At 56.6% G+C, this 23,291-nt stretch carries 21 protein-coding genes; 16 read left to right on the forward strand and 5 right to left on the reverse strand.

Annotated elements, in window-relative coordinates; translation table 11 throughout:
* The first annotated feature begins 79 nt into the window (after window positions 1–79).
* From LGH74_RS10410 to LGH74_RS10430, 5 genes are all read left to right on the forward strand, one after another.
* Window positions 80–2,680: an ATP-dependent Clp protease ATP-binding subunit gene (locus LGH74_RS10410; protein ID WP_226175422.1), complete on the forward strand. Its 2,601-nt coding sequence runs from the start codon at window positions 80–82 to the stop codon at window positions 2,678–2,680.
* 174 nt (window positions 2,681–2,854) lie between these two features.
* Entirely contained in the window at window positions 2,855–4,423 is a 1,569-nt protein-coding gene (locus LGH74_RS10415) for an acyl-CoA carboxylase subunit beta (protein WP_226175424.1), read from the forward strand.
* Window positions 4,424–4,556: 133 nt separating this feature from the next.
* Window positions 4,557–5,627 carry a M42 family metallopeptidase gene (locus LGH74_RS10420; RefSeq protein WP_226175426.1) on the forward strand — a complete coding sequence of 357 codons (1,071 nt, stop codon included), beginning with the start codon at window positions 4,557–4,559 and terminating at the stop codon, window positions 5,625–5,627.
* 103 nt (window positions 5,628–5,730) lie between these two features.
* Entirely contained in the window at window positions 5,731–6,603 is an 873-nt protein-coding gene (locus LGH74_RS10425) for a glycosyltransferase family 2 protein (protein WP_226175428.1), read from the forward strand.
* 22 nt (window positions 6,604–6,625) lie between these two features.
* Window positions 6,626–7,426, forward strand: a complete 801-nt coding sequence (locus LGH74_RS10430) for a helical backbone metal receptor (protein ID WP_226175430.1) — start codon at window positions 6,626–6,628, stop codon at window positions 7,424–7,426.
* Window position 7,427: 1 nt separating this feature from the next.
* Here LGH74_RS10430 and LGH74_RS10435 read toward each other — a convergent pair whose 3' ends face one another.
* Together LGH74_RS10435 and aroB are read right to left on the reverse strand one after the other, a co-directional pair.
* Window positions 7,428–8,519: a 3-phosphoshikimate 1-carboxyvinyltransferase gene (locus LGH74_RS10435; protein WP_226175432.1), complete on the reverse strand. Its 1,092-nt coding sequence runs from the start codon at window positions 8,517–8,519 to the stop codon at window positions 7,428–7,430.
* A gap of 215 nt (window positions 8,520–8,734) precedes the next feature.
* Window positions 8,735–9,784: a 3-dehydroquinate synthase gene (aroB, locus tag LGH74_RS10440; RefSeq protein ID WP_348532989.1), complete on the reverse strand. Its 1,050-nt coding sequence runs from the start codon at window positions 9,782–9,784 to the stop codon at window positions 8,735–8,737.
* Window positions 9,785–9,901: 117 nt separating this feature from the next.
* Here aroB and LGH74_RS10445 point away from each other — a divergent pair, with 117 nt between their 5' ends.
* Window positions 9,902–10,348 carry a hypothetical protein gene (locus LGH74_RS10445; RefSeq protein WP_226175434.1) on the forward strand — a complete coding sequence of 149 codons (447 nt, stop codon included), beginning with the start codon at window positions 9,902–9,904 and terminating at the stop codon, window positions 10,346–10,348.
* Between the two features lie 13 nt (window positions 10,349–10,361).
* Here LGH74_RS10445 and LGH74_RS10450 read toward each other — a convergent pair whose 3' ends face one another.
* Window positions 10,362–11,459, reverse strand: a complete 1,098-nt coding sequence (locus LGH74_RS10450) for a chorismate mutase (protein ID WP_226175436.1) — start codon at window positions 11,457–11,459, stop codon at window positions 10,362–10,364.
* A gap of 174 nt (window positions 11,460–11,633) precedes the next feature.
* On the opposite strand from LGH74_RS10450, the gene LGH74_RS10455 reads away from it, so the two are divergent.
* The 7 genes from LGH74_RS10455 (at window position 11,634) to LGH74_RS10485 (ending at window position 20,722) form a co-directional block, all read left to right on the forward strand.
* Window positions 11,634–12,824: a proline dehydrogenase family protein gene (locus LGH74_RS10455; RefSeq protein WP_226175438.1), complete on the forward strand. Its 1,191-nt coding sequence runs from the start codon at window positions 11,634–11,636 to the stop codon at window positions 12,822–12,824.
* A 126-nt stretch (window positions 12,825–12,950) separates the two neighbouring features.
* On the forward strand, window positions 12,951–13,319 hold the full coding sequence (locus LGH74_RS10460; protein WP_226175440.1) for a hypothetical protein: 369 nt from the start codon (window positions 12,951–12,953) through the stop codon (window positions 13,317–13,319).
* A 198-nt stretch (window positions 13,320–13,517) separates the two neighbouring features.
* Window positions 13,518–14,321, forward strand: a complete 804-nt coding sequence (locus tag LGH74_RS25090) for a hypothetical protein (RefSeq protein WP_348532990.1) — start codon at window positions 13,518–13,520, stop codon at window positions 14,319–14,321.
* A 348-nt stretch (window positions 14,322–14,669) separates the two neighbouring features.
* Window positions 14,670–16,814 (forward strand): carboxy terminal-processing peptidase, encoded by a 2,145-nt coding sequence (locus LGH74_RS10470; RefSeq protein WP_226175442.1) that lies wholly within the window; start codon window positions 14,670–14,672, stop codon window positions 16,812–16,814.
* A gap of 229 nt (window positions 16,815–17,043) precedes the next feature.
* Entirely contained in the window at window positions 17,044–18,084 is a 1,041-nt protein-coding gene (locus LGH74_RS10475; protein ID WP_226175444.1) for a hypothetical protein, read from the forward strand.
* Between the two features lie 175 nt (window positions 18,085–18,259).
* Window positions 18,260–19,822 carry a lysine--tRNA ligase gene (lysS, locus tag LGH74_RS10480; protein ID WP_226175446.1) on the forward strand — a complete coding sequence of 521 codons (1,563 nt, stop codon included), beginning with the start codon at window positions 18,260–18,262 and terminating at the stop codon, window positions 19,820–19,822.
* A 606-nt stretch (window positions 19,823–20,428) separates the two neighbouring features.
* Window positions 20,429–20,722 (forward strand): DUF3861 domain-containing protein, encoded by a 294-nt coding sequence (locus tag LGH74_RS10485; protein ID WP_226175448.1) that lies wholly within the window; start codon window positions 20,429–20,431, stop codon window positions 20,720–20,722.
* A 299-nt stretch (window positions 20,723–21,021) separates the two neighbouring features.
* On the opposite strand, the gene LGH74_RS10490 is transcribed toward LGH74_RS10485, so the two are convergent.
* Together LGH74_RS10490 and LGH74_RS25095 are read right to left on the reverse strand one after the other, a co-directional pair.
* Entirely contained in the window at window positions 21,022–21,384 is a 363-nt protein-coding gene (locus LGH74_RS10490; RefSeq protein ID WP_226175456.1) for a YtxH domain-containing protein, read from the reverse strand.
* A gap of 163 nt (window positions 21,385–21,547) precedes the next feature.
* Window positions 21,548–21,982: a YtxH domain-containing protein gene (locus tag LGH74_RS25095; protein WP_348532991.1), complete on the reverse strand. Its 435-nt coding sequence runs from the start codon at window positions 21,980–21,982 to the stop codon at window positions 21,548–21,550.
* 255 nt (window positions 21,983–22,237) lie between these two features.
* Here LGH74_RS25095 and LGH74_RS10500 point away from each other — a divergent pair, with 255 nt between their 5' ends.
* The 3 genes from LGH74_RS10500 to LGH74_RS10510 all read left to right on the forward strand — a co-directional run bounded on the left by LGH74_RS10500 (window position 22,238) and on the right by LGH74_RS10510 (window position 23,216).
* Window positions 22,238–22,483, forward strand: coding sequence for a Kazal-type serine protease inhibitor domain-containing protein (locus tag LGH74_RS10500; protein ID WP_226175458.1), 246 nt, complete (start codon window positions 22,238–22,240; stop codon window positions 22,481–22,483).
* 11 nt (window positions 22,484–22,494) lie between these two features.
* Window positions 22,495–22,863: a cupin domain-containing protein gene (locus LGH74_RS10505; RefSeq protein WP_226175460.1), complete on the forward strand. Its 369-nt coding sequence runs from the start codon at window positions 22,495–22,497 to the stop codon at window positions 22,861–22,863.
* Window positions 22,864–22,949: 86 nt separating this feature from the next.
* A complete protein-coding gene (locus tag LGH74_RS10510) occupies window positions 22,950–23,216 on the forward strand; it encodes a Kazal-type serine protease inhibitor family protein (protein ID WP_226175461.1) in 267 nt (88 codons plus the stop codon).
* Window positions 23,217–23,291: the final 75 nt, after the last annotated feature.

Raw genomic sequence — 23,291 nt, forward strand, 5'->3', positions numbered from 1 at the left:
AGGTTACTTCGGCCCAACCCGCTTATAGTTCAGTAAATCTTGGCTTGCGGGGCACCGTTTTTCTTCATTACTTATCTGCATGGAAGCTAAATTCTCAAATCGAGTCAAGGAGGTCATCTCCCTGAGCCGGGAAGAGGCCATCCGGCTCGGTCACGACTATATCGGTACCGAACACCTATTACTAGGCATGATTCGCGAAGGGGAAGGCACTGCTATCGGCTTGCTCAAGAAATTGGGCGTCTCGGTAGAAGAGCTGAAATACGCCCTTGAGCAAGCAACTCGTAATACGGCCACTCAGGGAACGAGCATTACCGGCTCGATTCCGCTGACAAAACAGACCGAGAAAGTTCTCAAGATCACCTATCTGGAGGCCAAAATCTTCAAGAGTGAAATCATCGGCACGGAACACCTGCTGCTCTCGATTTTGCGCGATGAAGACAACATTTCGTCCCAAATTCTCAGCAAATTCAACGTGAACTACGAAGCCGTTCGCGACTCGCTGGACTACCACGGCAACACTGCCCCCACCGACCGCGCCCCCGACACTGACGACGACGACAACGACAAACTCTTTGGAGGCAGCGCCGGTCGTGGCGCTTCGGGCAGCAGCTCGGCCGCCAAAAAGCCCGGTGAAAAGTCGCGTACCCCCGTTCTCGACAACTTTGGCCGTGACCTGACCAAACTGGCCGAGGAAGACAAGCTCGACCCCATTGTGGGCCGCGAAAAGGAGATTGAGCGGGTAGCTCAGATCCTGTCGCGCCGCAAGAAGAACAACCCGATTCTGATCGGTGAGCCCGGCGTGGGTAAAACGGCTATTGCCGAAGGCCTCGCCCTACGCATCATCCAGAAGAAGGTGTCGCGCGTGCTCTTCGGTAAGCGCGTCGTAACCCTCGACCTTGCCTCACTGGTAGCTGGCACGAAATATCGTGGTCAGTTTGAAGAGCGTATGAAGGCCGTAATGAACGAACTGGAGAAGTCGCCTGACGTTATCCTGTTCATCGACGAGCTCCACACCATCGTGGGTGCTGGCGGTGCTTCCGGCTCGCTCGACGCCTCGAACATGTTCAAACCAGCCCTGGCCCGCGGCGAAATTCAATGCATCGGTGCCACCACGCTGGACGAGTACCGGCAGTATATCGAGAAAGACGGCGCCCTGGCCCGTCGTTTCCAGATGGTGATGGTGGACCCCACCACGCCCGAGGAAACCATCGAAATCCTGCACAACATCAAGGACAAGTATCAGGACCACCATCACGTAGTGTACACCGACAAGGCCATTGAGGCCTGCGTTAAGCTGTCGGACCGCTACATGAGTGACCGGTTCCTGCCCGACAAGGCCATCGACATTCTCGATGAGGCTGGTGCGCGCGTACACATCAACAACATCGTGGTGCCAGAGGATATCCTGAAGCTTGAGGAAAGCATCGAGAATATCAAGACGGAGAAAAACCGCGTGGTGAAGTCGCAGAAATACGAAGAAGCTGCTCAGCTTCGCGACAAGGAGAAGAAGCTGCTCGAACAGCTCGACACCGCCAAGAAAAACTGGGAGGACGAGACCAAGAAGAAGCGCTACACGGTAAAAGAGGAAAATGTGGCAGAAGTTATTGCCATGATGACCGGTATTCCCGTGAGCCGCGTGGCCCAAAACGAAAGCCAGAAGCTGCTCAACATGGGCGAAGAGCTTCAGGGCCGCGTAATTGGTCAGGACAAAGCCATTAAGCAGCTGGTGAAAGCCATTCAGCGCACCCGCGTGGGCCTGAAGGACCCCAAGAAGCCGATTGGCTCGTTCGTATTCCTGGGCCCAACCGGCGTAGGTAAGACGGAGTTGGCCAAAGTACTGGCAACCTACCTCTTCGACAAGGAAGATGCCTTGGTACGTGTCGACATGAGCGAATACATGGAGAAATTCAGCGTATCGCGCCTTGTGGGGGCACCTCCCGGCTACGTGGGCTACGAGGAAGGCGGTCAGCTGACGGAGAAAATCCGCCGCAAGCCGTACTCGGTCATCTTGCTCGACGAGATTGAAAAGGCTCACCCCGACGTGTATAACCTGCTCCTGCAGGTGCTCGACGACGGTATCCTGACCGACGGCCTGGGCCGTAAGGTTGACTTCCGGAACACCATCATCATCATGACCTCCAACATCGGGGCACGTGACCTGGCAGACTTCGGCGCTGGTATCGGTTTCGGTACCAAGGCCCGGACGGAAAACCTGGACGAGATTACCAAAGGCACTATCACCAATGCCCTACGGAAAACCTTCTCGCCCGAGTTCCTCAACCGTTTGGATGACGTTATCGTCTTCAACTCGCTCGAGAAAAAGGATATCCACAAGATCATCGACATCTCGCTGTCGAAGCTGCTCTCGCGCATTCAGACGCTCGGCTACAAAGTGGAGCTGACCGAAGCCGCCAAGGATTTCGTGGCCGAGAAAGGCTACGACCCCAAGTACGGCGCACGGCCACTGAACCGGGCTATCCAGAAGTACATCGAAGATCCGATTGCGGAGGAAATCCTGAAAGCAGAAATTGCGCAGGGTGATGTTATTACTGCTGACTTTACGGAAGGCGCCGAAGAGCTTGTTTTCTCGGTCAGCAAGAGCGGAGAGGCCACAAACCTTGCCAGCGACGAGCGGCCTGAAGAGGCTCCCGAGTCGCCGGACACGGAGAAAGGCAAGTAAGCTGCTTTAATTTGAGTACAGAAAAGCCAGTCCTTCTCAGGACTGGCTTTTCTGTTTCACTGACTTCTTGACCCTAGTTCATAAACCTGAAAAGGCTGCCTAAAACTGGTGCGGCTTTTTTTGCGCCCTTACGTTACCTTTGACTTCCTTACTCATCCCCACCAGTTCCCTCGAATGTCCGATCCGCACGCTGAAGCCCAATTAAGCAAACTCGAAATTCTCGACCGCAAAAACCAGGAGGCCCTGCTCGGCGGTGGCCAGGCCCGCATCGATGCCCAACACGCTAAAGGCAAGCTCACGGCCCGGGAACGGGTGGATTTGCTGATGGATGAAGGCTCGTTCGAGGAAATCGGCAAGTTCGTGATGCACCGCTCCAAGGACTTCGGCCTGGACAAGGAGTACTACCTCGGCGACGGGGTTATTACGGGCTACGGCACGGTGCACGGCCGCTTGGTGTACGTTTTCTCCCAGGATTTCACGGTGTTTGGCGGCTCACTGAGCGAAACCCACGCCGAGAAAATCGTGAAGATTATGGATCTGGCCATGAAGAACGGCGCGCCCGTTATCGGCCTCAATGACTCGGGCGGAGCCCGGATTCAGGAAGGCGTGGTGAGCCTGGGCGGCTACGCCGACATTTTCTACAAGAATACTCTGGCCTCGGGTGTGGTGCCACAGTTGTCGGCCATTATGGGGCCCTGCGCAGGCGGTGCGGTGTACTCGCCAGCCATTACGGACTTTATCCTGATGGTGGAAAATACGAGCTACATGTTCGTGACGGGTCCGAACGTGGTGAAGACGGTGACCCACGAAAACGTGACCAGTGAGGAACTGGGCGGCGCCAGCACTCACTCTGCCAAGAGCGGCGTGACGCACTTCAGCTGCGCCAACGAGGTAGCCTGTATCAACCACCTCAAGGCCCTGCTGAGCTACATGCCGCAGAACTGCGAGGAAACGGCCCCAATGCTGCCCTACGAGGCCCAGGGCGACGAATCTCGGCCGGCGCTGAACAACATCATTCCCGAAAACCCGAACCAGCCCTACGACATCCGCGAGGTTATTGAAGGCATCATCGACGCGGATTCCTTCCTGGAAGTACACCAGAACTTTGCCGAGAATATCGTAGTAGGTTTTGCCCGCCTCGGCGGCCGCAGCATTGGCATCGTGGGCAACCAGCCCGCCGTACTAGCCGGGGTGCTCGACATCAACGCCTCTACCAAAGCCGCCCGCTTCGTGCGGTTCTGCGACTCGTTCAACATTCCGCTGCTGGTGCTGGAAGACGTGCCCGGCTTCTTGCCCGGCACCGACCAGGAGTGGCGCGGCATTATTACCAACGGGGCCAAACTGCTCTACGCTTTCTGCGAAGCCACCGTGCCGCGCATCACCGTTATTACCCGTAAAGCATACGGCGGGGCATATGATGTGATGAACTCCAAGCACATCGGGGCTGACCTGAACTACGCTTGGCCCACAGCCGAAATTGCGGTAATGGGCGCCAAAGGCGCCGCCGAAATCATCTTCAAACGGGAAATTGCCACCGCCGCCGACCCCGAGGCCAAGCTGCAGGAAAAGGTGGACGAATACCAGCAGAAGTTTGCCACGCCTTACCGGGCCGCGCACCGGGGCTTTGTGGATGAAGTTATCCTGCCGGCTCAGACGCGTCAGAAGTTAATTCGGGCCTTTAAGATGCTGGAAAACAAGGTAGATGTGCTGCCACGCAAGAAACACGGCAATATTCCGCTATAGATTAAATCGATTTTAATCATAATATCGTAACTGGCCTGCCATCTTGGTTGCAGCCGGTTGTAGCGCCGTCCTTTTTGGCAGCTGCTATTCTATCTTTTCATACCGCTTAAAACGCGGTTTCGCTCGACTCTCCATGCGTAAAGAAAGCTTTGATTTCCTTCAGCGCTACCTGAATAATGCCTCGCCCACCGGCTTCGAAAAAGAAGGGCAGAAACTCTGGCTCGACTACCTCAAACCCTACATCGACGAGTACTTCGTGGACACATATGGCACCGTTGTCGGCGTTATCAATCCAGAAGCCAAGTACAAGGTCGTTATCGAAGCCCACGCCGATGAAATCAGCTACTTCGTCAACTATATTACCAAGGAAGGCTACATCTATCTGCGCCGCAATGGCGGCTCCGATGCGCTGGTAGCGCCTTCCAAGCGGGTAAATATCCACACCGACAAAGGTGTGGTGAAGGCCGTGTTCGGCTGGCCCGCCATCCACGTGCGTAAGGTGGAGCAGGATAAGGCGCCGACCATCGAGACGATTTACCTGGACTGCGGCGCCGCATCGCAGAAGGAAGTCGAAGACATGGGCATTCACGTGGGCTCGGTCGTCACCTTCGAAGACGAGTTCATGGTAATGAACGACAAGTTTTACGTGGGTCGGGCCCTCGACAACCGCGTGGGTGGCTTCATGATTGCCGAAGTGGCCCGCATGCTCAAGGAAAACGGCAAAACGCTGCCCTTCGGCCTCTACATCGTGAATGCGGTGCAGGAGGAAATCGGGCTGCGCGGCGCCGAGATGGTAGCCCACCGCATCAACCCCGACGTGGCCATCATCACCGACGTGACGCACGATACTCAGTCGCCGATGTATGAGAAAAAGACGGCCGGCGACCTGCACTGCGGCAAAGGCCCGGTTATTACCTACGGCCCGGCGGTGCAGAACAACCTGCGGGACCTGATTATCAAGACTGCCCAGGAAGCTGAAATTCCGTTTCAGCGCGCCGCAGCTACCCGGGCCACCGGCACCGATACCGACGCCTTTGCCTACTCGGGCTCGGGTGTGGCGGCGGCCCTCATTTCGCTACCGCTGAAGTACATGCACACCACCGTCGAAACCGTGCACGCCGATGATGTCGACAACGTGACTAAGCTGATCTACGAGACGCTGCTGCGCATCGAGGACGGCCACGACTTCCGCTATTTCAGCTAAGCCTATCTTTGCGCCCGTGCTGTAGAACGCATGGCCGGCTTGCTTTCGGGCAACGCCGGCCATGCGTTTCTGTATCCTCCTCTCCTTACCGTTTCCCTCTGCCATGAAAATTGCCGGCTTTACCATCGTCCGAAATGCCGTTCTCAACGACTACCCGGTTGTGGAAGCCATTCGGTCGATTCTGCCCGTGGTAGATGAAATGGTGGTCAGCATCGGCGACAGTGACGACGGCACCGAGGCGTTGATACGCAGCATCGACTCGCCCAAGTTGCGCATCGTGCATTCCGTCTGGGACCCGACGTTACGCAAGGGCGGTACTGTGCTGGCCGTGGAAACTGACAAGGCATTTCGGCAAATTTCGCCCGATGCCGACTGGGCTTTCTACATTCAGGCCGACGAGGTGGTGCACGAGCAGTACCACGCCGCCATAAGAGCCGCCGCCCAGCGCCACCTAGCCGATAAACAAGTGGAGGGCCTGTTGTTCAAATACCTGCACTTCTACGGCACCTTCGATTACGTGGGCGACTCGCGCCGCTGGTACGGGCACGAGGTCCGTATCATTCGCAACGACCCGGCCATTACCTCCTACAAGGATGCGCAGGGATTTCGTCGCCACGGGGAAAAGCTGCGTGTAAAGCCTGCCGATGCCTTTGTGTACCATTATGGCTGGGTAAAAAACCCGGCCCAAATGCTGCAAAAGATGAAGCATATCAACCAATTCTGGCACGGCGACAAACCAGCGGCAGAGCAGCCGCTGGCCACTACGGAGGTGTTCAACTTCGATGACTTCGACTCGCTGGAGAAATTTCAAGGCACCCACCCCAGCGTGATGACGCCGCGCATTGCCCGCCTGAACTGGCAGGTAGCCATCGACGTGACGCAGAAGCACTTTTCGCTCAAAGGCAAGGTGCTTTACTGGATTGAAAAAGCCACGGGCAAGCGCCTGTTTGAGTACCGGAACTACAAGCTCCTGTAACGCCCTTCATCAACCGCCACTCTTGGAACTGCCCTTCATTCAGCCGCCCCTTACTTTCACCGACCAGATACAGCGGCGCGTCACAGTGGCGTATCCGCCGCAGCGCATTGTGTCGCTGGTGCCTTCCCAAACGGAGCTGCTCTACGATTTGGGCCTCGGCAGCCGCGTGGTGGGCGTCACTAAGTTCTGTATTCATCCGGCCCAGGCCCGGCAGCAGGCCACGGTAATCGGGGGCACCAAAAACTTCGACTTTGCCAAAATCGACGAGTTGAAGCCCGACTTAATTATCGGCAACAAGGAAGAAAACTACCAGGCCGGTATCGAGCAGCTGGCGGCCTCCTATCCGGTCTGGATGAGTGACATCAGCACCCTGAACGACGCGCTGGAGATGATTCGGAGGGTGGGTATGTTAACCGGCCGGCAGCGCGAAGCTGAGCCGCTAGCCACGGAAATAGCTGCTTCCTTTGCCGCCCTGCCCACGCCCGCCACGTTGGTTTCGGCGGCTTATTTCATCTGGCGCAAGCCCTACATGGTAGCTGCCGGCGGTACTTTCATCGATGATATGCTGCCACGGGCTGGTTTTCGGAACGTGTTCGGCACCGCCGCCCGCTACCCCGAAATTACGGCCGACCAGCTGGCCGTGGCAGCTCCCGCGGTGATTCTGCTTTCCTCCGAGCCCTATCCTTTCGCCGAAAAGCACGTAGCCGAGTTCCAGAAAATCTGTCCCTCGGCCACGGTGCGTATCGTTGATGGGGAGCTGTTCAGCTGGTACGGCAGCCGGCTCCGGCATTCAGCGGCTTATTTCCAGACGCTGACCACCTAACTCAGCGTTGCTCGGTTATGGCAAAGCCCGCCTTAACCAGCTCTTTCCAGAATTGGGGGTACGATTTGCGCACCACATTCGGGGCCAGTACCGTGAGCGGACCGCGCAGCGCCAGCGGGGCAAAGGCCATGGCCATGCGGTGGTCGTGGTAGGTTTCGACTACCTGCCCCTGCACTGCAAATGATGCCACCGGCACCCGGAACCGTCCTTCGCCTTCGTCCAGCATAGCTCCGCCAAACTTGGCCAACTCTATCTGCAGCGCCGCAATCCGGTCGGTTTCTTTGATGCGCAGACTTTCCAGCCCCGTGAGTACCAGCTCCACACCGGTAGCAGCGGCTACTACGGCCACGGTCTGAGCCAAGTCGGGGCAGTCGGTGAAATCCTGCTCGACGGCACCGCCGGCGAGTTGCTGGGTGAGCGTCACGCCGTCTTCGCCAAATTCGGTAGCTACGCCTAGCTGGGCCATAATAGCCACAATGGCCTGGTCGCCCTGCCACGAATGGCGGCGCAGGCCGGGCAGCGTGATGGAGGAGCCGGCAGGCGCCAGCGCCACCATAGCATACCAGTAGCTGGCCGCCGACCAGTCCGACTCAATCGTGTAGTCGGCGGGCTGGTAGGGCTGGGGGCGCACTTCTACTACTTCGCCCAGGTCGCGGCACTGCGCCCCAAAATGCTGCATCAGCGACTGGGTCATGCGGATGTAGGGCCGGGAACCGACTTTGCCAATCAGGCGCAGCCGCAGCCCGCCGGGTAGCTCTGGTCCCACCATCATCAGCGCCGAAATGTACTGGCTGCTAATGTCGCCGCGCACTCGCAGCTCGGTTGGCTCGTTTTGCCCGCTCGGCTGCGGGGCGCGGCCCTGCAGCTGCAGCGGCGGGTAGCCATCCTGCTCGGTATAGCTGATAGTGGCGCCCAGCTCCCGCAGCGCATCGACTAGCACGCCAATGGGCCGCTGCCGCATGCGGGCGGTGCCGGTGAGCAATACTTGGCGCCCGGTTACGGCCAGGTAGGCCGTCAGAAAGCGCATCACGGTGCCGGCATCCTCGGCGTTGAGCGTGGCAACGGTAGTCGGCTCGGCCAGTAGCCGCTGCATCAGCTCAGTATCGTTGGCGTCGGAAAGGTTGCTAAGCTGCCCGCCCCCGGCCAGAGCCCGAATGATGAGGGCGCGGTTGCTCTCACTTTTGGAAGCCGGCAGCTGGGCGCTGCCGCTCAGGCGGGTGCCCGGCCACTGTAGTGCTAAGGAAAGAGAAGTATCGATGAGTGAAAAGGGTTAAGCTGAAGAAAAATACCTGGCTGCAAATTAGTCCGCTACAACCGATGATAGTAGCGCAGCGACTCGGCAATTTCGGCTACCGTCACGGGCTGGTCGTACACGGCCCGACCAATACCATCGAGCAGGGTACAGTTGATAGTGGAGCCGCTGTTCTTTTTGTCCTGCAGCGCAAACTGCGCAATGGCATCGGTTTCGAGCGTCACAAACTGCACTTTCTCGAACACCGAAAACAGGAAGGTTTCGATGCTCTCCTGCTCCGACGCGCTGAGCAAACCGCGCTGTGCCGACAGCCAAGTTTCGCACACCATGCCGGCCGCTACGGCCTCGCCGTGCAGTATTTCGCGGCCCGACTGCAGCAGTAGGTAGCTTTCCAGCGCATGGCCCACGGTGTGGCCGAAGTTGAGCATCTTGCGCAGCCCTGATTCCAGCGGGTCGGCCTCCACAATCTGCTGCTTGGTAGCCACCGACGAGCGGATAATCGGGGCCCAGTCCTGCACCAGCACGCCTTCCTGACGCTGAGTAGCAAAGGCCTGAGCATCGGCAATGAGCCAGTGCTTTACCACTTCCGCATAGCCCGATTTCAGCTGGCGGGCATCGAGCGTAGCCAGAAACTGTGGGTCGATGAACACAGCGGCCGGCTCCTGAAACACGCCAATCTGGTTTTTGAAGCCCAGAAAGTCGACTCCGGTTTTGCCACCCACGCTAGCATCTACCTGGGCCAGCAGCGTGGTGGGCACCTGCACAAACCGGATGCCCCGCTTGTAGGTGGCCGCGCAGAAGCCGCCCAGGTCCGTCACTACCCCGCCGCCCAGATTTACCACCACGGCAAATCGGTCAGCGGAGCTTTCGGTCAGCTCGTTCCAGACCAGCTCGCAGGTAGCCAGGGTTTTGTATTGCTCGCCTACCGGAATTTCGACCAGCTTATGTTTGGGCAGGTAAGGCTCCAGCAACGGGTAGCAGTGGCGAGCAGTATTGGTGTCGACTACTACAAAAACCTGACTTACAGCAGCTTGCCCTAGCATTTCGGCCAACTCTGGTAGCGCTTGGCCACCAATTACAACGCTATTATTCAAACCATTCATCATTAAACAAAATATTATTCAGCTGAAGCATGTTTTAAGCCAAGAATACCTTACTTTGGTACAAAAAATAGCTACGCTTGTATTACGCGTTTGGAAAGTTAACAACTACTTTATTGCCACATGAAAGCCTCCTACTTGTCCTGGGCCTGCCTCTTTATGATTACCACTACCGGCGCATCCTGTAGCCGAGACTCCATGCCGACGATGGAAGACCAGCTCGTAGGCCGCTGGGAGTGGGTGCAGAGTGCCAACCCAGCCGGTATAGGACCTTCCACCCCGGCTACCACCGGCCACACCGTCGTTGTCGAATTTGACCGCCGAGGCCGGGCCCGCTTCTACCAAGATGGCGCCATGATTGGGGCGGCCAAGTTCCGGCTGAAGGCCGTGAGTAACGGTTGGCGCAAAAGCAAAAACCTTATCATCTACCGGGGCTACAAAAGTCAGCAGTTCTATTCCGTGTCCGGCAACAAGCTTATTCTGCAAGACACAGAGAACGGCAAGGGCGGCAATGTGTACTACAAAGGCAAGCACAGCGCCCAGTATACCAACTTCGTGGGCAAGCAGTAATTCCGCATTCTCATCAATCAGGCCGTTGCAGAATCTCGGTTTGCTTCCGGATGCTTTCCAGATGAATAAGCTTGTAAAGCTCGGCCACAAACTTTTCGTTGACGCGGAGCTTGGCCGCCCACTGTAACCGCGAGGTGAAGATTTCGTTCCAGCGGTCCAGCTGTAGAATCTTGACGTTGTTTTCGCGCTTGTACTCGGCTAGCTCTTCTACCAGCGACATACGCCGGGCCAGTGCCTCAATGATTTCACGGTCGGCCACGTCCATTTTCTGCCGCAGCTCTTCGGCCTTGTTCAGGTAGTCTTCATTGTCACTGGAGCGGTAGCGGTACTTCAGCTCCGCCAAAATTTCGCCCAGCCGCTGCGGGGTCACCTGCTGCTCGGCGTCGCTGAGGGCGTGGTCGGGGTCGGGGTGGGTTTCAATCATCAGCCCGTCGTAGTCCAGGTCCAAAGCTTTCTGAGCAATGGGCAGCAGCAGGTCGCGGCGCCCCCCGATGTGGCTGGGGTCGCAGATCAGGGGAATGTGGGAAAAGCGGGTTTTGAGCTCAATAGCCAGCTGCCAGGTAGGCGCGTTGCGGTAGCGTGAGGGCGCAAACGTGCTAAAGCCGCGGTGAATAGCTGCCAGCTGCTGAATACCCGCTCGCTCAAGCCGCTCAAGCGCACCAGCCCACAGTGCCACGTCGGGATTTACCGGGTTTTTCACCATCACGGGCACGTTGGAGCCAGCCAGCGCGTCGGCCAGTTCCTGCACCGCGAAGGGGTTTACGGTAGTGCGGGCGCCAATCCAGAGTACATCCACCCCATAAGCCAGGGCATCTTCCACATGGCGCGGCGTCGCTACTTCCACCGTTACGGGCAGGCCCACTTCTTCTTTCACACGGCGCAGCCAGTGCAGCCCCCCCACGCCCACCCCTTCGAAGGAGCCCGGTCGGGTGCGCGGCTTCCAGATACCAGCCCGAAACAGGTCAATGTTGCCCAGCGCCTTTAGGGCCCGGGCGGTAGTCAGTACCTGCTCCTCGGTTTCGGCGCTGCAGGGCCCCGCAATCAGCAGCGGACTGGCCTTAGCCGCCAGCAGCCGCGTGAAAAAGGTATCGGTAGTAATTGCGCTTTCCATAGATGGAGTAAAAAGGAACGAAGAAGAAGGTAGAACGCTGCCTTGGGCGGTGTCAGTAAGGACCGAAATAGCGGGCCGTACTGGTAACTATGCCGGTCGAAACGATGTTTAACGGCTATCTTTGCCCCGCCAAACCGGCCCCTCCTATTAGCCCGCCCAAAGCTAGCCATCCGTATGCCAGTAACCCAATCCCCGCCCATTTCCTTCACCGACACGGCCGTGGCCTTCGCCTCCAAATCGGACGGTGAGCTACGCCAGATGTACGCGCTGTTTGCGGCCATGAACAACAACACGCTGGTGAAAGCCGGCGGCGGAATGATGAAAACGGCTCTGAAGTGGAAGCTGCCGGTGAAGTTTCTGATCAAGAAAACCATCTTTGAACAGTTCTGCGGCGGCGAATCCATCCGGGAGTGCCTGCCGGTTATTGAGGAGCTGGGCCGCTACAACATCGGCACTATTCTCGATTACTCGGTGGAAGGCGAAGGCAACGACCAGAGCTTCGACCACACCCGCGACGAAATTTTGGCCACCATCGATCTGGCTCACCGTTCAACCCACATTCCGTTTTCTGTTTTCAAGGTAACGGGCGTGGCTGATAGCGGCCTGCTGGAAAAAGTGCAGAGCGGCAAGCCGTTATCAGCCAACGAGCAGGCCAGCTATGAGCGGGCCAAAGCCCGCGTTGAAGCCATCTGCGCCCGGGCCCACCAGTATGGCGTGCGGGTATTCGTCGATGCCGAGGAAAGCTGGTTTCAGGACACAATTGATGCTCTGGCCTACGAGATGATGGCCAAGTACAACCGAGAGTCGGCCATCGTCTGGAACACCTACCAACTCTACCGCCACGACCGGCTCGAGGCCATCAAGCAGGCGTATGCGGCCGCGGTGAAGGGCAACTATTTCCTGGGTGGCAAGCTCGTGCGGGGTGCTTACATGGAGAAGGAGGGCCGGGTAGCTACCCAGCGCGGCTACCAGAACCCGATAAACCCGACCAAAGGAGCTACCGACCAGCTCTACGACGAAGCCCTGCGCTACTGCGTGGCCCAGGCCGACCGGATCAGCATCTGCGCGGGCACCCACAACGAAGCCAGCTCCCTGCTCCTCACTGAGCTGATGCAGCAGGCCGGTATGCGCCCCTCCGACCCGCGGATCTGGTTTGCCCAGCTCTACGGCATGAGCGACAACCTCACTTATAACCTAGCCAATGCCGGCTACAACACGGCCAAATATGTACCCTATGGCCCTGTGGAGTCGGTAATGCCCTACCTCTTGCGCCGCGCCGATGAAAACACGGCTATTGCGGGCCAGAGCAGCCGCGAGTTTCTGCTTATTCAGAAAGAAATGGCGCGGCGCAAACTTCAGAAATAGCTTAAAAACAAGGTTTTTTGTAGTCGGCACAGTTTTGGTTAGCGGCGGCCCGCAACGCAGGAAAGGATATTCCTGCGTTGCGGGCCTTTTTTTCTTACTTTCAACTCCCAATTCGCCCCTACCCACATGATCGGCCGAGTACGTAGCCATTTAATCCGCTTTGCCCGCCATCAGGGCGGCACTACCAGTTACCTCAATCTGGTTCAGGAGGCCGAACTCGGCTTCAACCTGGAAATTTCCCACGAGAAAGCCCGGCTCAATGAGCTGCTGGCGGAAATCTCGGAAACTGAGTACCAAGCGGGCCGGCCTATTCTGAGCTGCCTAGTAAAGGTGGAAGGCTCGAAAGGCCAGGGCGACAATTTTTATAAGCTTTGCGAACGGCTGGGCTTAGGCGAATGGCGGACTCTGAAGCAGGACCCGGAGTTTTTAAAAACAATGCGGCGCGAGTGCCGCGCCTTCTGGCTGGACGGGGCCAACTACGAGCAATTTGGCTAAAAAGCGCGTTTAGAGGGCGTTAGTAGCATTTGGTTGAAAAAACATTGGGCGGATACTTGACTGGTAACAGTTTTTTTGTAACCCCTCATTGGCAGGACACGTTAAGAACCCCGAAGCTGAAAAGCACATCACTACTGAGTGACGCTCTGCTTTTCGCGGCTTCTTACTATTCCTTTCCCCACTCAACCAACCCCCTCCATGAACACCAACGATTCGAACAACCCACAGAATACCGGTACTGGTTCAGGCGCTAACTACGGCACCACTAACACGGGCACCGGTTTTGGTAATAGCTCTAGCTCGAGCAACGAAGGCACTTCTTACAACGCCGGCACGGGCGCTGGTGTAGATGGCGACGACTTCAGTGCAACCGCTAAAGGTGCTGCTATTGCTGGCACTCCCGGCGCAGTAGTAGGCCGCGCTATTGATGGCGTACAGAACACGGCCGACAGCGCGGCTCACGCCGTAACCGGCGAGCCTTACCGCGACGGCAGCACGCTAACCAGCACTTTCCGTGACCGTGACAGTGCTGAGCGCGCTTACCAGTCGCTCTCGTCGCGTGGCTACCAGAAAGATGACGTGAACCTGCTCATGTCGGACGAAACGCGCAAAACGCACTTCGGCGACCATACTCCTGATTCCGACCTCGGCGACAAAGCCATGGAAGGTGCCGGCGTAGGTTCGGCTATCGGTGGCACGGCTGGTGCTATCATTGGTGCTATTGCTGCTATTGGTACTTCAGTTGCTCTGCCAGGCCTGGGCTTGGTAATTGCTGGTCCTATCGCCGCCGCTTTGGCCGGTGCTGGTGCCGGTGGTCTGACGGGCGGCCTAGTAGGCGCACTCGTAGGCTCGGGTATTCCCGAAGAGCATGCCGCTGAGTACGAAAGCGACATCAAAAATGGCGGTATTGTAATGGGTGTTAAGCCCCGCAATGCTGAAGATGCCAAATACTTCGAAGACGAGTTCCGTCGCAGCAACGGTGACCGTGTACGTCGCTACTAGGTTTCCTAGATTTTAGCTAAAAAAGGCCTCCTGCTTCTTGCGGGAGGCCTTTTTTATTTTATCTGAAAGCCAACTTTCCCGCTGGCTTGTTTCGTATATCAATGAAAGACCGACCACTTTGCTTGGCTAGGCTAGGCTCATAAATGGCAACTCTTTTGTCCCTAGGCAGGAATTTATTATGTGGTGCAACTCTGCTGGCTGAATTTCGCCCCTTGGCATTGAAAGTCCTGTGCGGGCACTTATTATAGCTGTTCGTGCGTTTTGGCTAAAAGCCGCCAGTCTGACGGGCTCGTGGTTCGGAACGGCTTTTGTTTACATTTGATTTTCCTCCATCTCATTCTGATTTCCATGTCTTCCCCCCGACTGAAAATAGGCCTGTATGCCTCGTTGGTGCTGGCAATCTTCATGCTGGCATCGTATAAGCTGTACCGGCGCAATGACGTCAGCCCTCCTCAAAAAGATGAGGTTCTGATCAAGGCTATGCTGCAGGGGCTTACCGCCGCGCATTACCAGCCCGAAAAGGTAGACGACAACTTTTCCAAGCGCGTATTTGATCTGTACCTGAAGCGTATCGACTACAACAAGAAGTTCTTGCTACAGTCGGATGTGGCGCAGTTGCGCAAGTACCAGAACGACATCGACGACCAGGTACGCCGCGGTAGCCACGAGTTTCTGGACTTGAGCACCAAATTGATGGAACAGCGCACCAAGGACATTCAGGCACTTTACCGCGACCTGCTGGCCAAGCCGTTCGAGTTCACCAAAGAGGAGTCGTTTGAGACGGAGCCTGACAAGATGGTATTTGCTGCCGACGCTGCTGCCCAGCGTGAGGAGTGGCGTAAATACCTGAAGTATCAGACGCTGATCCGGGTGTCGGAAATGATGGATGAGCAGAAAAAGAAGAAGGACAAGCCGCTGGCCTCAACGTCGGTTCAGCCCTCAGCTGCTACCACTTCAGAGCCCGTGCGGACGCCTGCTGAAATGGAAGCCGAAGCCCGCAAGCGCGTACTGAAATATTTCGACGAGCAGTTCAAGGATATGGCCCAGACGGATGCCAACGAGCGACTAGCTGTATATGCTAATACCATTGCTAACACCTACGACCCGCACACTGAATACTTCGCACCCCGCGACAAAGAAAGCTTCGACGTAGCCATGACTGGCCGCTTCGAGGGCATTGGTGCCTCATTGCAGGAAAAAGACGGTCAGATCAAGGTGACGGATGTTATTCCGGGCAGTGCTTCCTACCGCCAGGGCGAGCTGAAGGCCGGCGACATTATCACTCGGGTAGCACAGGGCGCGGCCGAACCGGTATCGGTAGAAGGTTTGCGCCTCGATAAGGCTGTGGCTCTCATCAAAGGAAAAAAAGGCACAGAAGTACGCCTGACGGTGAAAAAGCCCGACGCCAGCACCAAAATCATTTCCATCATCCGCGACGTGGTGGTGCTGAAAGAAACATACGCTCAGTCGGCCACCATCCAAGAGAACGGCAAGAAAATCGGCTATTTACGTCTGCCTACTTTCTATGCCGACTTCAACGACAACGGTGGTCGTAGCTCGGCCGAGGATGTGAAAAAGGAGTTGGAGAAGCTACGCCAGGAGAATGTGGATGGCGTAGTGTTTGACCTGCGCTTCAACGGTGGCGGTTCCTTGCAGGACGCTGTGGAAATGGCTGGCCTCTTCATTGAAAATGGCCCCGTAGTGCAGGTCCGCTCGCCTCAGGGGGCACCAAGCATTCTCAACGACCGTGACCCCCGCGTGCAGTACAGCGGCCCGTTGGTAGTGTTGGTAAACAAATACAGTGCCTCGGCCTCTGAAATTCTGGCCGCTGCTATTCAGGACTACAAGCGCGGCGTGATTATGGGCTCGGCTAGTACGTATGGCAAAGGCACTGTGCAGCGCATCTTCGACCTCGACGATATGCTGGGCGATTTCAACAGCCTGAAGCCTTTTGGCTCGCTCAAGCTCACGACTCAGAAGTTTTACCGTATCAACGGTGGCTCGACGCAGTTCAAGGGTGTAGTGCCGGATATCATTCTGCCCGATGCCTACAGCTACCTCGACCAGGGCGAGAAAGAGTCGGATTACCCGCTGAAGTGGGACGAGATTTCGCCGGCCCGCTACAAGTCCTGGAATGCTGCCCCGGCTGTCGACAAGCTCCGTACGGCTAGCCAAGCCCGCGTAGCCAGCAGCCCCAGCTTCAAGCTGATGAACGAGATGGTACAGCGTATGCGTAAGCGTAAGGACGATACGATGGTATCGCTGAAGCTGACCGCCTTCCGCGCCGAGCAGGAGCAAGCCAAGCTGGAGTCGGAGAAGTACGAAGCTGTACAGAAAGCCGCCCAGCCGCTGGGTATCGCCCCGCTGGCAGTGGATGTTCGTCAGTTGGGCTCCGACACGGTAGAAGTAAACCGGGCTGGCCGCTTCACGAAGAACCTGAAGAACGACATAACCCTGCGGGAAGCCGTAGCTGTTATCAAAGACCAGATCTAAGCTGCTTTAAGCCCGATTTGCAAAGCCCCCGCGCCGTTGGTCCGGGGGCTTTTTTGCGGCCTTTTTCATTTGTCCAATATTATTAGCAAACAGCCGTTAAAAACCATTTTTTATTAATTGGTGCAAAACGCACTAAAAAGCTGTTTAAAGAGCTTTAAGCGCCCATTTGATATTGCGAATATTTTTAGTAAATATGCAACTCGCAGCACACTAATGTTGTTTACTTATCATGACGACGATAACTGAGAACAACATCCTTCCGCTCGTGACCGACGAGCAAAAGCAAGCGGAGGAAACATGGCGCAAGTCTATTCCGGCGCAGGTGTTTCTCAACTACTTTTTTGCTATCAACTACCACATTCAGGAGAATGACGATGCCACCGGTGGCCTGCAGCATCTCCCCTTCTTCCGGGCTCACCAGGCCGAGTTGACCGAGACTGATGTGCAGGCTATTGGTAAGCTGTTGCAGGCTTGCTGGAGTACCGAATACGCACTGCGAGCCACGGCCGAGCTGGGCGACGAGGACTACTTGCGTAATGCCCTGCACTGGACATTTCCGCAAGCATATCACACCATTCTGTCGGGTTTGCAGGCGTTTCTCTATACGGCCGGAGTACGCTCCAACAACCCCTCGTTGATTCGGCGGGAAGTAGGGCGCTTGGTGGTGCGCAATGCGTATCCGCGGCCGGTTTCGTTTTATGCGGCCGGGGCTTATGGCGACTTCAGCATTCACCGGCTGCCGCTGGCCGGCTACAAGCCCGGGCTGCACATTGCGGGCAAGGAAATAGAGGCTCAGGCCCAGATTGGCCAGTTTCTGCGCACTACCCGCAAGATGAAGGCCCAGTGGACCCGGCAGCAGGTGCAGGCCAACCCAAACACGGCCCTGCGCAGCCAGAAAACCGGCAAGGTGCTGGATAAGTGGACGGCCTCGCACTGGCAGCAGATTACCTGGCGCCTAGGCTACACCACTATCTTCGACCTGCTGGGCCGCCTGCGCATTTCGCAGTCGAGCCGCGAGATTGAGCGCTACGTAGAGGCCGAAATCGACTTCAAGCTCTTCCACCAGTCGCTGCTCAATATCGTGAGCTACCTCAACGGTATTCACGAGAGCTACATTGCCAAGGCCGTTGGCCTGGAGCGTTACCAGCAGTTGGTACGTGAATTGCCTAAGCACCTGCAAAACAACTTCGTAGCCGAGCGGCTGCGGACCCGAATCGAGCCGTTGCTTACGGGCCAGGAGCCCGAGCAGCAGATGGGCATCGCCGCCTAAGCACTGCCGACCCGAGCATTTATACCCTACTTCATATAGACCTAAGCGCCATTCCTTTGGGATGGCGCTTTTTGTTTGTCGGCAAGAGACGTGCTATTTAACTCACGGGCAGCAGGACAAGCTGTGAAAATCTAGGTTTCAGACTACCTTTGCAGGCTTATAAACGACCATTCTCATGCAGCACCTCAGCGAACAGGAACAGATACGCCGCCAGAAGCTGGAGGAACTTCAAAAGCTCGGCATTGAGCCGTATCCGTCCGAGCTATTCGACGTCAACTTCTACGCCCAGGAAATTCTCGATAACTACCACCCCGAGCTCAATAATTTCCAGGAAGTAAGCCTGGCGGGCCGGCTGATGTCGATGCGAGTGAAGGGTAAGGCCTCGTTTGCCGAGCTGCAGGACGCTTCGGGCCGCATTCAGCTCTACATCAATCGGGACGAAATCTGCCCCGGCGAAGACAAGGAGCTCTACAACACCGTATTTAAGAAGCTGCTCGACCTGGGCGACTTCATTGGCGTGAAAGGCCGCGTGTTTGTGACAATGGTGGGCGAAACCTCCATTCACGTAACGGGCCTGACAGTGCTCAGCAAGAGCCTGCGCCCGTTGCCCGTAGTGAAAGAGCGTATTGATGAAGCTACCGGCGAGAAAGTAACCTACGATGCCTTCACCGACCCCGAGGCCCGCTACCGGCAGCGCTACGTGGACTTGGTAGTGAACCCGCACGTGCGCGAGGCCTTCATCAAGCGTACCCAGCTGGTGCAGGCCATGCGCAACTATCTGAACGACAAAGGCTACCTGGAAGTCGAAACTCCGATTCTGCAGCCGCTATATGGCGGCGCGGCGGCGCGGCCCTTCAAGACGTTCCACAACACGCTGGACATGACGCTCTACCTGCGCATTGCCAACGAGTTGTACCTCAAGCGCCTCATCGTAGGCGGTTTCGATGGCGTGTACGAATTCTCGAAGGACTTCCGCAACGAGGGCATGAGCCGCTTCCACAACCCGGAATTCACCCAGATGGAGCTTTATGTAGCCTACAAGGACTACTACTGGATGATGGACCTGGTGGAGGAAATGGTGGAGCGCGTAGCGCTGGCCCTGCACGGCAAAACCGAAGTGCAGGTAGGCGAAAACCTCATCAACTTCCAGCGCCCTTGGAAGCGCTTCACGATGGCCGAGTCTATTGAGCACTTCACCGGCTTCAATATCGAAGGTAAGAGCGAAGATGAGCTGCGGGCCGCGGCCAAGGAGCTGAAAGTAGGCCTCGACCCGAGCATGGGCAAAGCCAAAATCATCGACGAAATCTTCGGCGAGCATGTGGAGCCCAAGCTGATTCAGCCTACGTTCATTACCGACTACCCCGTGGAAATGTCGCCGCTGGCCAAGAAGCACCGCTCGAAGCCGGGCTTGGTGGAGCGGTTTGAGGCAATCTGCAACGGCAAGGAAATCTGCAACGCCTTCTCTGAGCTGAACGACCCCATCGACCAGCGTCAGCGCTTCGAAGACCAGCTGGAGCTGGGCAAGCGCGGCGACACCGAGGCCATGGTGCTCGACGAAGACTTCCTGCGGGCCCTAGAGTACGGTATGCCGCCCACGGCCGGCCTGGGCATCGGCATCGACCGGCTAACCATGATCATGACCAATTCCAACTCGATTCAGGACGTGTTGTTCTTCCCGCAGATGAAGCCGGAATACAGCAAGTCGGAGAATGCGCCGAAGCCGGAAGCTGAGGCGTAACGGGCTACGACTGTGGCGGGCCGCCCCAGAAACCTCAGACGCCCAGCCACGCTTGTGCCGGACTACCCGAGAAAGTCAGGGTGGTCCGGCACACTTGTTCTGGGTCAGGCCAGAAACCTATGATGCCCCGGCCCCCTCGTTCCGAACCATCCGAGAAACTTTGGGTGCCCTGGCACACTCGTGATGGGTGCACCGGAAAACGTCGGGTAGCCTGTCACAACTATAGTGGGCATCCCGGAAAACTTCGGTTCTCCTGCCCCACCCTGGGTACAGGGAGGGCTTAAAACTCGAAAAGCCTCCTGCGTATAATCGCAGGAGGCTTTTCTTTTGATAACTAACCTATTGATGTTCTAACGGGATTCCTAAAAGAAGCTTACCAAAGTTGCTGGTTGATTTTGCTACTGGAGGGTTTGAATTTCTGGTAGAAGCTCTGCAGCGGGCAATTTTGCTTTCAAGACATCCCAACTTCTTATAAGTCGGTTATGTCTTCTTTAACGGGATTCGGAAGGCAGGGTTACAAATAGGCCGAAAAAATATCGGGCTGAAATCTTTGAAGCAAAATGCGTCTGGCATCGTTTATTCTGCTCCACCATCACTGACCATAGTATGAGCAAGCGCGCTTATAAATACCGTTTACGCCTCGAACAGGTGGCCGGCATCCAGCCCGACAGTCCGCAGCACGAGCCGCTGGAACTGGTGTTTGACAACCACGACGACATCTTCCGCATCATTGAGCGGATGCAGGAGCGCAACCCGTTTCAGGAGCCCGGACAGGCTACGGAGTTTGCCATTGGGCTGAAGCTGTTCAGCGAAGTGCTGCTCAGGAACCGGCAGCACCCGCTGTTCGAGGAGCTGGGCCCGGCCTTTAAGCTGTTTATGCAACGGCTGAAGGCTTCGTAGCCATTTGCTCTCTATCAGCAGCATTTCGGAAATCAGTGGGGCCTAAAAATCGAAAAGCCTCCCGCGTAAAATCGCGGGAGGCTTTCCTTTAATACAACTTGCTTACCCTTCCAATCGGGGCTTGGCAAAGAATTGTGCGATGGACAAGTCTGATTTTGCTGGGAGAATAAATAACCTTTTCTACCAGAAGCTCCTACTGTCGGCAATTTTGCTTTACCAGCTTCTCCGACCTTCTTTCAAGCTCGTTGTATGTTCTCTAACGGGTGCGCTACCAGAAGGTTACGCTACCGCGAAAAAAATTATAGCGAGCGGCCGTAACCCGAGCCGCTGTGCCGGGCATCACCGCCGCTGCCATCGTAGTCCGAGTCGGCATCGTCGAAGCCGGGGCTGCTGTTCTGGCTCATGGAGTTGAGCACATCGTCGGCAGCGCTGCGGCCTTCCTGGGCGGTATCTGCAGTAGCAGCGCCAGTTTTGGGCAGATTCAGGCCGTTGAGCGAATCTTTGAGCAGCTTGCCCAGCCCGTCGCTCCATTTCGAGGCCGACTTCTTCAGTCCGGTACGAGTTTCTTCGCCAGTTTCGGGGGCTAGCAGCAAGCCGGCTACTACGCCGGCCGTGGCGCCAACCAGCAAGGATAGAATTACTTTACCGTTGTTGTCTTTCATCGGAAAACAGATGTGCTGTGAACAAGTAAAACCAGGAGCCCAGTACTAGCACTGCGCCTGTGAAAAGATAACGCGGATGAAAGGCGAAAGTTGTGAGAAAAAAAGACCCCGCCTCCACAAAGGAAACGGGGTCTTTTTAGAAAATAGGTAAGCCGGTAATGGCCTACAGATCGTTCAGCAGTTTCGTGATTTCACGCTTGCCTTTGCCCAGCTTGGCCTGCAGACGGCCTACCAACTCGTCGCCTTTGCCTTCGGTATACTCCAGGTCTTCGTCGGTGAGCTGAGCGTACTGCTGCTTCAGCTTGCCTTTCGACTCGTTCCAGTCGCCTTTCAGACTCAGGCTGCTGCCTACGCCCGTGATGCCCAGATCTTCGAGCTTCTCCACGTAGCCTTTGAACTTGGTGTCAAGCTCTTCGCCGTATTTCGACAGCTGCTCGCCCAGCGTGCCGCTGTATTTGGTAGCTGCGTTCTTCAGGTTGTCGCGGGTGGCTTTGCCTTTATCAGGAGCCATCAGCATACCGGCAATGATACCGGCACCGGCGCCAGCAAGGGCAGCCAAAAGGATTTTACCTGAGTTGTCTTCTTCGTGATATGACATGGTGTGGAGGGAGAATGGGTGAATAATTTGAACAGTGGTTGGACGTACTGGATTTGTGCGGGTCAGGCACTCGGGCAGCTGACCTACGGGGAGTAAGCTCAGCCGCTGTGGGGCCATTCTGCCTGCCTATACGAAGGCCGGCGGCCGGGGTTATGGCTGAAAGCGAAAAATAGTCAAAGTAAAATATCTACCCGTGCGTTACATATTTGCAGCCCGCTCGTTTGAGAGGCTGTCTGCTTTCAATTTCTCCATTATATGCTCCGAACCACCGCTTCACTGGTTTTGCTGGCCTCCCTACTGGCCTGCCAGCGCGCCACCCCGCCCACGCAGGCCAATGCCTGCATCGACCCCGCCAAAATCCGGAAAGACGCCATGTGTACCATGGAATACGCGCCGGTGTGCGGCTGCGACGGCAAAACCTACGGCAATGCCTGCACGGCCTCCAACGCCGGGGTTACTTCTTTTACGAAAGGCGAATGCCCGGCTTCCACCACCAACTAATTCTCCGAACTATGTCTGAAAAGCGGTATTTCCGTCAGCAGAATCCTTTTCGCGTGCCTACCACCGACGGCAAGCTCATTGAAGAGCATATTGGCTGGGCCAGCACCCAAACGGCCGAGTACAGCGTGGCCCACATGGTGGCGCCACCGCACTGGAGTGAGCCCCACCAAAACCCGGAATTCGACGAAATCACCATTGTGGTGCGGGGCCGTAAGCAGTTTGAGGTCGATGGCGACGTTATTGAGCTGGGGGCCGGCGAGTCGCTGCTGATTAAGGCCGGGGCGCGGGTACGTTACTCCAACCCCTTCGACGCCGAGTGCGAGTATTGGTCGATCTGCGTGCCGGCCTTCACAATGGACACCGTGAATCGGGAGGAATAAATCCGGCGGGGCTGCATGCAACCAAACGGGCCGCGGGTAGGCTCTGGTTTGTGGATTTTATTCTTCACAAGCTACTTCCGCTACCAATGAAACGTCTTGTACTGTTGTTGAGCATCCTGACCAGCCTAACTACCGCCTGCCAGCCAACGGAGGTGAAGCCCGAAGGACAAGCCGACTGCGACCTGCCGCCGATGAGTTGCATTGACCCCACGAAAATCAAGGACGGGCCCTGCACGAAAGAGTATGAGCTTGTGTGTGGCTGTAATGGGCAAACCTATGCTAATACCTGTCTAGCCAGCAACGCGGGCGTGCAGTACTGGACTAAAGGTCCCTGCCCTACCAAGAACAATTAGCCTGTTTTGACCTTCTAAAAACCGCCCCGCTGCAGCTAACAGTTGGGCGGTTTTGCTTTTGCCGGGGTTGTATGC

Origin of the sequence: Hymenobacter lucidus (genome assembly GCF_020447265.1) — a bacterium.
GTDB classification, from domain to species: domain Bacteria; phylum Bacteroidota; class Bacteroidia; order Cytophagales; family Hymenobacteraceae; genus Hymenobacter; species Hymenobacter lucidus.